Annotated in this window: 12 protein-coding genes, 2 pseudogenes and 1 riboswitch; of the genes and pseudogenes, 7 read left to right on the forward strand and 7 right to left on the reverse strand. The window is 50.5% G+C overall.

Features of this window, described 5'->3' with window-relative positions; genetic code table 11:
• Nucleotides 1–46: 46 nt before the first annotated feature.
• The 4 genes from GKAS_RS01530 to mntP all read left to right on the forward strand — a co-directional run bounded on the left by GKAS_RS01530 (nucleotide 47) and on the right by mntP (nucleotide 3,174).
• Complete coding sequence (locus tag GKAS_RS01530) at nucleotides 47–847, forward strand: PTS mannose/fructose/sorbose transporter subunit IIC (RefSeq protein WP_035891636.1); 801 nt, start codon at nucleotides 47–49, stop codon at nucleotides 845–847.
• 12 nt (nucleotides 848–859) lie between these two features.
• Nucleotides 860–1,714 (forward strand): PTS mannose transporter subunit IID, encoded by an 855-nt coding sequence (locus GKAS_RS01535; protein WP_035891638.1) that lies wholly within the window; start codon nucleotides 860–862, stop codon nucleotides 1,712–1,714.
• Between the two features lie 53 nt (nucleotides 1,715–1,767).
• A complete protein-coding gene (locus GKAS_RS01540; RefSeq protein ID WP_035891639.1) occupies nucleotides 1,768–2,226 on the forward strand; it encodes a DUF986 family protein in 459 nt (152 codons plus the stop codon).
• A 198-nt stretch (nucleotides 2,227–2,424) separates the two neighbouring features.
• Nucleotides 2,425–2,587: riboswitch (yybP-ykoY riboswitch) on the forward strand.
• Nucleotides 2,588–2,604: 17 nt separating this feature from the next.
• On the forward strand, nucleotides 2,605–3,174 hold the full coding sequence (gene mntP / locus GKAS_RS01545; RefSeq protein ID WP_035891640.1) for a manganese efflux pump MntP: 570 nt from the start codon (nucleotides 2,605–2,607) through the stop codon (nucleotides 3,172–3,174).
• Here mntP and rlmA read toward each other — a convergent pair.
• From rlmA to mgrB, 5 genes and pseudogenes are all read right to left on the reverse strand, one after another.
• A complete protein-coding gene (gene rlmA / locus GKAS_RS01550) occupies nucleotides 3,171–3,968 on the reverse strand; it encodes a 23S rRNA (guanine(745)-N(1))-methyltransferase (RefSeq protein WP_035891641.1) in 798 nt (265 codons plus the stop codon). The two genes, mntP and rlmA, sit on opposite strands and share 4 nt — an antisense overlap.
• Nucleotides 3,969–4,125: 157 nt before the next feature.
• On the reverse strand, nucleotides 4,126–4,335 hold the full coding sequence (gene cspE, locus GKAS_RS01555; RefSeq protein WP_001062678.1) for a transcription antiterminator/RNA stability regulator CspE: 210 nt from the start codon (nucleotides 4,333–4,335) through the stop codon (nucleotides 4,126–4,128).
• Between the two features lie 12 nt (nucleotides 4,336–4,347).
• A pseudogene (locus GKAS_RS23540) lies at nucleotides 4,348–4,492 on the reverse strand (DUF2627 domain-containing protein).
• A gap of 759 nt (nucleotides 4,493–5,251) precedes the next feature.
• Nucleotides 5,252–5,545 carry a YebO family protein gene (locus GKAS_RS01560; RefSeq protein WP_035891643.1) on the reverse strand — a complete coding sequence of 98 codons (294 nt, stop codon included), beginning with the start codon at nucleotides 5,543–5,545 and terminating at the stop codon, nucleotides 5,252–5,254.
• Nucleotides 5,546–5,618: 73 nt separating this feature from the next.
• Nucleotides 5,619–5,762, reverse strand: a complete 144-nt coding sequence (gene mgrB, locus GKAS_RS01565; protein WP_035891646.1) for a PhoP/PhoQ regulatory lipoprotein MgrB — start codon at nucleotides 5,760–5,762, stop codon at nucleotides 5,619–5,621.
• 168 nt (nucleotides 5,763–5,930) lie between these two features.
• On the opposite strand from mgrB, the gene GKAS_RS01570 reads away from it, so the two are divergent.
• Nucleotides 5,931–6,170, forward strand: coding sequence for a YobH family protein (locus GKAS_RS01570; protein WP_035891647.1), 240 nt, complete (start codon nucleotides 5,931–5,933; stop codon nucleotides 6,168–6,170).
• Nucleotides 6,171–6,219: 49 nt separating this feature from the next.
• Here the strand turns inward: GKAS_RS01570 and kdgR are convergent, their stop codons facing one another.
• Entirely contained in the window at nucleotides 6,220–7,011 is a 792-nt protein-coding gene (gene kdgR, locus GKAS_RS01575; protein ID WP_035891649.1) for a DNA-binding transcriptional regulator KdgR, read from the reverse strand.
• A 177-nt stretch (nucleotides 7,012–7,188) separates the two neighbouring features.
• On the opposite strand from kdgR, the pseudogene GKAS_RS01580 reads away from it, so the two are divergent.
• A pseudogene (locus tag GKAS_RS01580) lies at nucleotides 7,189–8,561 on the forward strand (MFS transporter).
• Between the two features lie 21 nt (nucleotides 8,562–8,582).
• On the opposite strand, the gene GKAS_RS01585 reads toward GKAS_RS01580, so the two are convergent.
• Entirely contained in the window at nucleotides 8,583–9,182 is a 600-nt protein-coding gene (locus tag GKAS_RS01585) for a helix-turn-helix transcriptional regulator (protein ID WP_035891746.1), read from the reverse strand.
• A 618-nt stretch (nucleotides 9,183–9,800) separates the two neighbouring features.
• Between GKAS_RS01585 and pgaA the strand changes: the two genes are divergently transcribed.
• Complete coding sequence (gene pgaA / locus GKAS_RS01590; protein WP_035891651.1) at nucleotides 9,801–12,248, forward strand: poly-beta-1,6 N-acetyl-D-glucosamine export porin PgaA; 2,448 nt, start codon at nucleotides 9,801–9,803, stop codon at nucleotides 12,246–12,248.
• Nucleotides 12,249–12,254 lie beyond the last annotated feature (6 nt).

The raw sequence follows: 12,254 nt of genomic DNA on the forward strand, positions 1-12,254 counted from the left end.
TTTTAGCTTTCACACTTAAGTCTGTATAAGCAATAGGAGAAGTACAATGGAGATTACCACTCTTCAGATTGTGCTGGTGTTCATCGTCGCATGTATCGCGGGTATGGAGTCGGTACTTGATGAATTTCAGTTCCACCGTCCGCTGGTGGCCTGTACGCTAATCGGTGCCGTTCTTGGGGACATGAAAACCGGTATTATCATCGGTGGTACCCTTGAAATGATCGCGCTGGGCTGGATGAACATCGGTGCAGCAGTAGCACCAGATGCCGCATTGGCCTCAATTATTTCAACCGTTCTGGTTATTGCCGGTCACCAAAGCATTGGTGCAGGTATCGCTCTGGCGATTCCACTGGCAGCAGCAGGCCAGGTTCTGACCATCATCGTTCGTACTATCACCGTTGCCTTCCAGCACGCGGCGGATAAAGCGGCGGAAAACGGTAACCTGACGGCCATCTCGTGGCTGCACGTCTCTTCCCTGTTCCTGCAAGCAATGCGTATCGCTATCCCAGCGGTTATCGTTGCCGTATCCGTAGGCACCAGTGAAGTTCAGGGCCTGTTGAACGCCCTGCCAGAAGTGGTCACCAGCGGTCTGAACATCGCCGGTGGTATGATTGTGGTAGTTGGTTATGCGATGGTCATCAACATGATGCGCGCAGGCTACCTGATGCCGTTCTTCTATCTCGGCTTCGTTACCGCGGCGTTTACTAACTTCAACCTGGTTGCTCTGGGTGTGATTGGTGCAGTTATGGCCATCCTCTACATTCAGCTGAGCCCGAAATATAACCGCGTAGCCGGTGCGCCAGTTCAGGCTGCTGGTAATAACGATCTTGATAACGAACTGGACTAACAGGTGAGCGAAATGGTTGATATGACTAAAACTACCACCACCGAGAAAAAACTCACACCGAGTGATATTCGTGGCGTGTTCATTCGTTCTAACCTGTTCCAGGGTTCATGGAACTTCGAACGTATGCAGGCGCTGGGCTTCTGCTTCTCTATGGTTCCAGCGATTCGTCGTCTGTACCCAGAGAACAACGATGCGCGTAAACAGGCCATCAAGCGTCACCTGGAATTCTTTAACACCCATCCATACGTAGCAGCGCCGGTACTCGGCGTAACGCTGGCGATGGAAGAGCAGCGTGCGAACGGCGCAGAGATCGACGATGGTGCTATCAACGGTATCAAAGTTGGTCTGATGGGGCCGCTGGCAGGCGTGGGTGACCCAATCTTCTGGGGTACCGTACGTCCGGTATTCGCGGCACTGGGTGCCGGTATCGCGATGAGCGGCAGCCTGCTTGGGCCACTGCTGTTCTTCATCCTCTTCAACGCAGTACGTCTGCTGACCCGTTACTACGGCGTGGCTTACGGCTACCAGAAAGGGATCGACATCGTTAAGGATATGGGCGGCGGCTTCCTGCAGAAACTGACTGAGGGGGCGTCAATCCTCGGCCTGTTTGTCATGGGGGCATTGGTTAACAAGTGGACGCACGTGAACATCCCGCTGGTGGTTTCGACCATCACCGGTCAGGATGGTCAGACTCGTGTTACCACCGTGCAGACCATCCTGGATCAGCTGATGCCGGGTCTGGTACCGCTGCTGCTGACCTTCGCCTGTATGTGGCTGCTGCGTAAGAAAGTTAACGCCCTGTGGATCATCATTGGCTTCTTCGTCATTGGTATCGCAGGCTACGCTGTCGGCCTGCTGGGTCTGTAATATCTGTAGTATGCCGGGGGCCCTGCCCCCGGTTTTTTTTATCTGGAGGCTTAATGACAATCACGGATCTGGTACTGGTTCTCTTTATCATTGCAATGCTGGCATTTGCCATCTACGACCAGTTCATCATGCCCCGCCGTCATGGCACCACTCTGCTGTCCGTTCCGCTGCTGCGCGCTGGCCGTGTCGACAGCGTTATCTTCGTTGTACTGATCGTTATCCTGGTTTACAACAATGTGAATAACCACGGTGAATTAATCACCACATGGTTATTATGTGCTCTAGCGCTGACTGGATTTTATCTGTTCTGGATCCGTAGCCCGAAAATTATCTTTAAAACCGAAGGCTTCTTCTTTGCAAATGCATGGATTAAATACAGTCGAATCCAAAAAATGAATTTATCGGAAGATGGTGTACTGGTTATGCAATTAGAACAGCGCCGCCTTCTTGTCCGCGTAAAGAATATTGACGACCTGGAAAAGATTTACAAACTTCTCGTTAATTCTCAATGAGTTAAAATATAGCCATCGCTATATCTGTGCTATTTTCAAACAGATCAATTATAGCGTTGGCTATGTTTATTCCGCAAAATACCTCCATATTTGTTAACCTCCTGATTACCCAATAAATCTAAATGAAAATCGTTATCATTAAAAGATTAAATAAGCAAGCCTTAGAGTTGTTTTATATTCTAAAAATATGTTAAGGTTGCGCCCGTCGTTGGGGAGTAGCTAATTTCCATTAAATGGAAATGTACGTGTCAACATACTCGTTGAAAAACGTGGTGCGTACGGATTACATCGTAGTCAAGCGAGACCATAGACGCATTTACTGCTGATTACTGGGGGCAGGAATGTGTCATATGGAAACTTCCCGGTCTGGACCTTCGCATGAACTTAACCGCCACTATCCTTCTCGCCCTTGGCATGTCAATGGATGCGTTCGCTGCATCGATTGGTAAAGGCGCCACGCTACACAAACCTAAATTCTCCGAAGCCCTGCGTACTGGCCTCATTTTTGGCATCATTGAAATGCTAACGCCGCTTATTGGCTGGGGTCTTGGCATGCTGGCGAGTCAGTTCGTTATGGAGTGGAGCCACTGGGTCGCTTTCGTTCTGCTGGTGTTCCTCGGCGGCCGTATGGTATTGGAAGGGTTCCGTGGCACAGATGACGACAATGATGCAGAAACTCCGCGTCGTCATGGTTTCTGGCTGCTGGTGACCACCGCCATTGCCACCAGCCTGGACGCAATGGCCGTCGGCGTTGGCCTGGCCTTCCTGCAGGTCAACATTCTCGCAACCGCGTTTGCCATCGGCTGCGCGACCTTCTTGATGTCTACCTTAGGGATGATGGTGGGTCGCTTTATCGGCCCGCTGCTTGGCAAACGGGCCGAAATTTTGGGCGGGATTGTGCTGATTGCTATCGGTGCGCAGATTCTTTACGCCCACTATATGGGTTAATCCGCATCTCTTTGCCAGGCGTGAATCGCGAAATCCGTCTGGCATGCAAACTGTGTCTGCTCCGCTAACTTCTCCCACACTTCCGGCTTCGCCCGCCACGCAAACGGCGTCATCTGCAAAAGCGTAACCGCTTCCTGACCGGTCAACTGCATTGGATAGGCCAGCGCATCGTGGCTTTGTAGGGTAAAGCCATCCAGCACTTCTGAATGCGGCGCGTGAAGCTGCACTTCGTTATAAATCAGCCCTTTCAGCTCGACCAGATGTCGTGGCCCCGGCGTTACGGTTATCACCCAACCGCCCGGTTTCACCACCCGCTTCAGCTCTTGTGGATTACAAGGCGCATAAATACGCACTACCGCATCCATGCTGTTGTCAGCAAAAGGGAGACGTTGACTGGATGCTACGCAGAAATCCACCTGCGGATAGCGCTTCGCACCATAACGAATCGCGGTTTTCGACACGTCCAGCCCCCACGTTACCTGTGCTTCATCTGCAAAAGCGTGGGTGTAGTACCCTTCCCCGCAGCCAATATCCAGCAGGTGTTCGGGTTTGATCGCGCGTAATTTAGCGCTGACGGTATCGCGAAGCGGCTGATAGTGCCCGGCATCAAGAAAGGCGCGACGCGCCTGCATCATCTCGGCGCTATCACCGGGGTCACGGGAGCGTTTATGCTGTACTGGCAGGAGGTTAACGTATCCCTCTTTCGCCCGATCGAACTGATGACGCTGCGGGCAAAGATAACTATTGCCGCTGCGCGCTAACGGCGCATGGCAAAGCGGACAACTGTAGGACATAGCAACTCCGGCTCTATTTTAAAGGGCGAAAGTGTACCGCTATTCAGGCGAAGGAGAAAGGTGAAGCGATGGGCATAAAATGATAAAGCCCCGCATTAGCGAGGCTTTATGTCTGATAATGTCGCGCTAACGCGCTGCAAGATCAGTGATTGTCGAATCAGATAGCGGTTACGTTAACAGCCGCTGGGCCTTTCTGGCCGTCCTGAATTTCGAACTCAACGTTCTGACCTTCAGCCAGAGTTTTGAAGCCGTTACCCTGGATTGCAGAGAAATGTACGAATACATCTTTGCTGCCGTCAGCAGGAGTAATGAAACCAAAACCTTTAGACTCGTTGAACCACTTAACTTGACCTTTAATCTTTGCCATTTGCAAAATTCCTTAGAGTGTTTTCTGCGCCCGCAGGCGTTTTCATAGATAAAACTGAGACATGACTGCATGCGGCACTAATATAAGGTTCGGCAGAGAAGCGGTATTCAACGTCAACGTGTTTACTCAGAACTTCTTTACTGATAATGCCATACATAAACAGAACTGTACCTCGTTTAACCCAAAACGTGTTATCACATACAACGTTAATAATGGCAAGCCATTTTTAAAGGTGTCTCGATCAGCCGCACAAATCCCAACAATTCCGTTGTCTCGAGGCGCATTTCCCCACAACAAAACGCGGTGTTTAATGAATGTTAGCAGACCTGAAATGTGACCTAGCTTACGGTAACGTAAGACATTTTTAACATAGACCAACTTTTTTTCAGCGTCCAGATTAACCTTATCGCCTCAAAAATTTTTTATATCGTTAGATTATTTTCGCTATAACATTTTCGCATGCCGATTAGCCCGTCAGTTATAAGTACCCTGTCCGAACCCGTCGACCAAACGATGAGCATACGACTCACAATCACATCTTATATTGCACCAAAATAATGAAAGTTTCGTGACATTGCTTCAATACAAAGCAATAAAAACGTTTCGCTATTATGGTGCAGATTATGCTTGACCCACCGGGTGATTAATTAACCACTTCGTACAAGGTTAATACGAACAATAATATCTCTGCGTGAGGAATAGATTAATTGAATGATTTATAGGCAATAATAACATAACGTTATAGATAAGGCCGTCTGGACAGGGGACAAATATATCCTTTCTCCATTGCGCAATAAGCGTGGCATGTGGCGTAACGGCTGAGAGTAAGGAGAGCGGAAATAAGCGCACCAGGACAGTGCATCGAGCGGCGTCCGGCAGCCTGAATCAGGCTGCCCGGCGTTGGCTGTTAAAGATACTATCGTTCTGCCACCAGGCGAATGAAATCATCTTTGCTTTCGTCTTCAACTTCTTCTGCTTTTGGTGCCTCTTCTTCCTTCGCTTCCGGCTCATTGGCTTCGCATAAACGACGCAGCAGCGCATTCTGGCGCTTTTGCTGATCGAGCAGCGATTCAAGGAGTTCAATTTGCTCGTTAGCGCGGGAGCTGGCGCGATTCACAAAGAACCACAACACCAGACCGACTAACAGCAGCAGGAAGGAAAATGCCAGAGATACCAGATTTAATGCCCCAGAACTTACAAGATCACTCATTTTACCACCTCAAAAGGAACGATCTATTCTACCACTCACATTACGGAAGGAAATCATAGCCGGCAAAAATGTTTTACCAGGGTATAAACCGGTTAATGCTGCAAATGCCGCTGAAAAACTGAACATCCTGATCGCACATCACGTTGATCATCTGTGTCCAGAGCAGCAGGCAGGCGGCAATCACGAGTATTAGTAATACCCACCGAAACTTTTTCACTCCACTCTCCGCATGAATTCTTATTCAGATGCAACCAGGTTAGCATGCTAACCTTAAACCGCGGCTAACTGTAACGGCATCTCCCGCTTTTAGGAATCAGAGACTTGTGTCAATCCGTTATCGCAGTAACGTAGTATTCATGAAAGAAATAATAGAAGAGGAATTCTTATGCGCCTGTTTATCAGAACTATCGTTTTTCTGGTTATCGTATCGATCGGGGTGCTCCTGAGCGGTTACGGCGTACTGGTGGGAAGCCAGAAAACGGCTGGCGGCCTGGGCCTGCAATGTAAGTATCTGACTGCACAAGGCTATAGCACCGCATTTTATCTACACGGTGACAATGGTGTGGTCGGTCGGTCTAGTTGCCCGCTGCTGAGAAAAAGTACAAGCGTGGTCGATAACGGTTAAAAATGAGTAAAAAAAGCCCGGTTCAACGCCGGGCTTTCTTATTTCAAACTCAGAACGGGTAATCGTTGTATCCCATCTGCTCTGAAATTTTACGCGCTGCGGTATGCAGCATCGCCACATACTCATGCAGACGTTCTTCAGAAAAACGCAGCGTTGGGAAAGAAATACTCAACCCGGCGATCACCACGCCAAAACGATCGAATACCGGTACGCCGATGCAGCGCAGCCCTTCTTCCTGTTCTTCGTTATCTTCACCCCAGCCCTGTTTACGTACCTGCTCCAGAACGGTAATCAGTTCATCGGTATTCGCAATGGTGCGCTCGGTGCTGCATTTATACTCAACCCCTTCGAGGATCTGACGAACCTCAGCCGTGTCGCGCCATGCCAGCAGTACTTTACCAATCGCGGTGCTGTACAGTGGATTCCGGCGACCTACGCGAGAGTACATACGCAGGTTGTACATAGAGTCGATTTTATGAATGTAGACAATGCTGTCTTCATCCAGCGCGCCCAGGTGAATGGTCTCTTTCGTCAGACGAGAGAGTTCGCGCATCTGGATATCCGCACTGCGGATTAAATCGACGTTCTGCAGGGCACGCGCACCTAGCTCAAACAGCTTCAGCGTGAGTGAATACTTTTCGGATTCTCCTTCCTGGGCAACGTATCCCAATGATTTCATGGTTTGCAAAAAGCGATAGACGGTGCTTTTTGACATCATGACGCGTTGCGACAGTTCAGTAATACCAATTTCGCGTTCTTCGCCAAGTGCCTGCAGGATACCAAATACCTTGAGTACCGAAGAGACAGAATCTGGTTGTTTGTCCAAATCCGTTGCTGACATTTATCACCTCATCGCAACTGTTTTATAAAAATTAGAACCGGTTTTTATTATAATTTCGCAATGCCTCCGTAGCAATGAAACTTCTGTGACCTGGTTACAAATCTACGACATTCAAACGAATAATCGATGCTAGAATCATTCTCTGGATAATAATTTACATGAAAACAAGTTTCTAACATGACTCGAAACCTGATTGATGGCCTTCCGACCCCTCAACGTTACGGGCTATTCTTACCATTGTTATCGGCATTACGATGGCAGTGCTAGACGGGGCTATTGCTAACGTTGCGCTACCCACCATAGCAACAGATTTGCACGCCTCACCGGCAGCGTCCATCTGGATAGTTAACGCCTACCAGATAGCGATTGTTATCTCCCTGCTCTCCCTCTCTTTCCTCGGCGACATGATTGGCTACCACCGCATTTATAAAGCGGGTCTGGTGGTCTTCACGCTGGCTTCACTGTTTTGCGCGTTCTCCAATTCCCTGGAAATGCTTACATTAGCGCGTATTCTGCAAGGCTTCGGCGGCGCCGCGCTCATGAGCGTCAACACGGCGCTCATTCGCCTGATTTACCCACAGCGTCAGTTAGGTCGTGGGATGGGGATAAACTCTTTCGTGGTCGCGGTCTCTTCGGCAGCAGGCCCCACTATTGCAGCGGCGATTCTTTCACTCGCCAACTGGCAGTGGCTTTTCTTTATTAACGTGCCGCTCGGGATTATTGCCTGGTTACTGGCCGTCCGCTTCCTGCCTTCAAACGGTACACGTAGTCAGACGCAACGCTTCGACCTGCCGAGCGCAGTGATGAATGCGCTTACTTTTGGTCTGCTTATCACGGCGCTGAGTGGCTTTGCTCAAGGGCAGTCCACTCAAGTGGTGCTGCTGGAAATCGTTGCGCTGCTGGTGATTGGCTTCTTCTTCGTCCGTCGCCAGCTGCGTCTGCCGGTGCCGCTGCTACCGGTCGACCTGCTGCGTATTCCGCTGTTCTCACTGTCCATTTGCACTTCTATCTGCTCTTTCTGTGCGCAAATGCTGGCAATGGTGTCGCTGCCGTTCTTCCTGCAGTCGGTTGTCGGCCGTACCGAGGTAGAGACTGGATTGCTGCTGACGCCGTGGCCGCTGGCGACCATGGTGATGGCTCCGCTAGCGGGCTATCTTATCGAGCGCGTTCATGCGGGTCTGCTGGGGGCGCTGGGTATGGCAATTATGGCCTGCGGCCTGTTTGGGTTGGCGTTGCTGCCGTCGTCACCGAGCGATATCGATATTATCTGGCGTATGCTGCTGTGCGGTGCCGGCTTTGGCCTCTTCCAGTCACCGAACAACCACACCATCATTGCTTCCGCACCGCGTAACCGCAGCGGTGGCGCCAGCGGCATGCTCGGTACCGCGCGATTGCTGGGACAAAGTACCGGTGCAGCGCTCGTCGCCCTGATGTTTAACTCTTTTGGCAACGGCGGTACTCACGTATCACTGCTGTTGGCCGGTACGCTAGCAGTCGTCGCCACGTTGTTCAGCGGACTGCGCGTCACGCAGCCGCGCGCGCAAAGCTAAAATCCTGTCGAGCGTCATACCTCAAGGGGTATGGCGCATTGCCAATGGGCCATCACTCAAATCGTCCAGAAGACGGTTGCGGAAGATAAACAGACAGGCCTCGTTAAAATTCGTGGCACCAAGGCGTTCATAGAGCGCCGTTCTTTCCCGGTAAAGCCCTTTAACCGATACCTTCAATACGCCCGCTATTTCCTCCATCGACATCCCTGCGTTCAGCATGCGAAGCATGCTTTGCTCATGCACGCTAAGTCCGAGATTCTCGAGCCATACTGGCGTCAGACGTTTGCTCTTCATATTAAGAAACAGCGTGAGTAGGCCTGCCATATCTCCTGATGATCGCGATGTGTTTAAAAACATCTTCAGGCTAAACAGCTGTGACTCCCGTTGACGCATATCCAGCATCACGCAATAGACAGGCTTCCTGGCCTTTACGGCATTTATAATCAGGTAGTCATAACAACGCAGCGGTGAGCGGCTATCGATCAGTACAGAATACTCGTCAGCCTGACTTTCAAAAACCTGGTGGTTAATCGAACTGAGTTGGATGATGTCAGGGAAAAATATTTTTATACCTTTGACGAGATAACAATCCTGCGTCACTAACAGTATTGATGTTGCCACAATCATCCCTTTATATTTTCAAACAAGAGCGTCCATGGAAGAAGTGGATAGAATGCCGTCTCACAATATTTTTATTATGATGATAGGGCTTCACCACCTTTAATAAAGGTGTATTTTATGAGTTCATCCCTTCTCTAAAAAGAAGTATCATTACGTCTAGTACGGTTAATTATAATTAAATTGCAACAGAGTAAAAGAGAGCATTCTGGACATTAGGAATTTCTGTCAAAAACTGTCCCAAATGTGCCCATAAAAGCCTGAAAAAGAATACTAAAACGCAGTTACCAGAATGGTTTCAAAAAAATCAAAAAACAATAAAACGCATTAATATCAATATGATAAAAATACAAACCCGATCTCGTGATTACAAAAATTCCGAATCACCACAGATAAATCCTAAAACATTAGCCTTCCTCGAACATATTTAACAACAACCATATCAGGTGTATATTGCTTGGCATTCCCAGCCATTAATAAGGAAGCCATTTATTTCCATAAAATAAACCGACCATCGCAATGTGCAATCAGGATAAATGCGTTCATGACCTTACCTTTCACCCAGCGCTGAAAGGCGGATAGGTTTTGCAGTGACTTTTGATACACCAATGGCTAATAGATATGGAAAGTACAGTTCATTTCAATAAATCATACCTTTATCATCGTGCAACATTGTCGATTTCAATTAGCTTGTTATTACTTTTACCTGGGCGAGTACTGGGCACTGAATCGATATATGACCAACAAATTCAGCAGGCACGCGACAGAAATTATGCGCCGTATCTCCTTTATGTTCAGCGCTATGAGCAGCACCATCCGTTAACCTCACAGCAGGTTGCGGATTGGCTGCAGGTGGCCTCCTGGGCAGGACGAGATCGGGACGTTATTCATCTCTGGGAGCGTTATCAGGTTTATATGCCAATGCCAGCACGCGCGATCGCAGCAACGGCACAGTCCTGGTGCAACCTTCATCAGTGGGATAATGCTCTTCCCCTCTGGGAGCAAGCCATTACCCTGTCACCGGACAACGATGACTATCGCATTAGCTACGTGAAAACATTAGCCGACGCGGGGAAGGATGATCTCGCCCTACAGGAGGCACAGCGCCTGCTCGCGTCACAGCCGAGTCTCGCGCATCTGCAAACACTCGCGTATGTGTATCAGCGTCAGGGGAAAAATGCCGACCGGCTTTTGGTTGATACGCGAATACTTAACCGCGGTGAGGATACCCCTGAAATACGGCAGGAATGGGTCGACGCGCTGACGCAAAACCGGATCGATAGTCCCGCCCTTTCCTTTTCGCGGGAAATTACGCCATCACCAGAACAACAACGTCGTCTGGCGTTGAATGATGCGGCCAGCATGGTGCGCGTGGCTGCGCTGCCAACACGAACGGAGCAGGAACGCTTTGTACTGCCTCAACGTACCCTGAGCCGCTATCGCACTCTGCTAACACGCTGGGAGGCCCAACCCGATGCGCAGGCGGACAGATATCGTGCGCAAATCGATAGACTTGGCGCCCTGTACGCTAACGCCGATTACCCCGGCGTCATCAGCGCATATCAATCGCTCATTGCGCAAGGCCAGTCCCTGCCAGATTGGGCTATCGGCTGGGTCATTTCCGCTTATCTCGAACAAAAAAATGCCGACGCTGCATTTACGCTACTGGCACAGCACCCGAACTATAAGCCCGATCCAGATGACGAACAGCAGGATCTCTTCTTCGCCCTGCTGAATACCGGCCATTATGAGGCCGCACGTGAGTACGTCGATAGCATCGTGAAACAGACTCCCTGGGCCCGCTATGACTACGGAGATCCCTCGCCGCAGCCAAATGATAGATGGCTTACCGGTCAATCCCTCTATTTTCAGTATCTGCTGCAAACCCACTCGTTGTCTGAAGCGGAGGCACTCGCGCAACATCTGACATCGACAGCACCGGGCAATCAAGGGCTGAAAATTGATTACGCCACCTTGCTACAGGCCCGCGGGTTGCCCCGCGCCGCAGAACGGACGCTAAAGATGGCAGAAGCGCTGGAGCCCACCAACATTGAACTGGAGCGTCAGCAGGCGTACGTGGCCATGGACCTTCACGAATGGCAGCAAATGGAACTGCTCACCAACGATGTCGTTGCCAGAACGCCAAAGGACACCGACTCTCGCGACCTGGCAAGAATGCGCAGCCTTCACCATTTCTCAGAGCTGAAATTGAACGTGGGTAAAGGTCTTCATTCCGATAACCCCATTAGTGGTTCGCATGACCTCTCCTGGGATGCCACCCTTTACGGCCCACCGATTGACGGTAGCTGGCGTCCTTTTGCGGGCAGCCGTTTTGCACAAGGGCAATTTGATGAAGGCAAAGGCATCAGCCGCCAGCAGTTTGGCGGTATTGAGTGGCGACCGCGTGATTTCTGGGCCGAAGCAGAAGTGTCCTCTATTCATTTTCACGGTACCAGCAAAACGGGGGCCCGGCTTTCCACCCGCTATAGTCTCGGCGATAGCTGGCAGATAGGCAGCAACCTCGAACGGATTTCCCGCACCACCCCGCTGCGCGCATTGCGTAGCGGCATTAGCGCTAATCGAGGCGAGGCCTGGCTCCGCTGGTATCAGAACGAACGACGCGAGTACCGCCTCAGCGCGGCGCTAAGCGACTTCACTGACGGCAACCGCCGACAGGAATACACCCTCACGGGCTCAGAACGCCTGTGGCAGACACCGGCGCTGACGCTTTCTCTCATGCCGGAACTCTCGGCCAGTACCAACAGCCGGGTCGATACCGATTATTACAACCCGGCCCGGGATTTCTCCGCTGCCGCGACGTTTGCCCTTGAGCATCTCATGTATCGCCACTACGACACGCTCTGGAGCCAACAGCTACTCGCCGGGGTTGGCGGTTACTGGCAAAAAGCACAGGCTCCCGGCGCGATTACCCTCGCCGGTTACGGTCAACGAATTCAGTGGAACAACGTCGTTGATACCGGCGTGGTGCTGAGCTGGGACAAGCGCCCTTATGACGGCAAACGCGAAAGTAACCTCGCCATCGCCATTGATGCAACGATACGTTTTTAAGGATGA

It is taken from the genome of Kluyvera ascorbata ATCC 33433 (assembly GCF_000735365.1).
Lineage (GTDB): Bacteria > Pseudomonadota > Gammaproteobacteria > Enterobacterales > Enterobacteriaceae > Kluyvera > Kluyvera ascorbata.

What these genes read in the sequence shown, in the direction of transcription:
- GKAS_RS01530 (WP_035891636.1), top strand. Translation starts at nt 47, where the DNA reads ATGGAGATTACCACTCTTCAGATTGTGCTGGTGTTCATCGTCGCATGT.
- GKAS_RS01535 (WP_035891638.1), top strand. Translation starts at nt 860, where the DNA reads ATGGTTGATATGACTAAAACTACCACCACCGAGAAAAAACTCACACCG.
- GKAS_RS01540 (WP_035891639.1), top strand. Translation starts at nt 1,768, where the DNA reads ATGACAATCACGGATCTGGTACTGGTTCTCTTTATCATTGCAATGCTG.
- mntP (WP_035891640.1), top strand. Translation starts at nt 2,605, where the DNA reads ATGAACTTAACCGCCACTATCCTTCTCGCCCTTGGCATGTCAATGGAT.
- rlmA (WP_035891641.1), bottom strand. Translation starts at nt 3,968, where the DNA reads ATGTCCTACAGTTGTCCGCTTTGCCATGCGCCGTTAGCGCGCAGCGGC.
- cspE (WP_001062678.1), bottom strand. Translation starts at nt 4,335, where the DNA reads ATGGCAAAGATTAAAGGTCAAGTTAAGTGGTTCAACGAGTCTAAAGGT.
- GKAS_RS01560 (WP_035891643.1), bottom strand. Translation starts at nt 5,545, where the DNA reads ATGAGTGATCTTGTAAGTTCTGGGGCATTAAATCTGGTATCTCTGGCA.
- GKAS_RS01570 (WP_035891647.1), top strand. Translation starts at nt 5,931, where the DNA reads ATGCGCCTGTTTATCAGAACTATCGTTTTTCTGGTTATCGTATCGATC.
- kdgR (WP_035891649.1), bottom strand. Translation starts at nt 7,011, where the DNA reads ATGTCAGCAACGGATTTGGACAAACAACCAGATTCTGTCTCTTCGGTA.
- pgaA (WP_035891651.1), top strand. Translation starts at nt 9,801, where the DNA reads ATGGAAAGTACAGTTCATTTCAATAAATCATACCTTTATCATCGTGCA.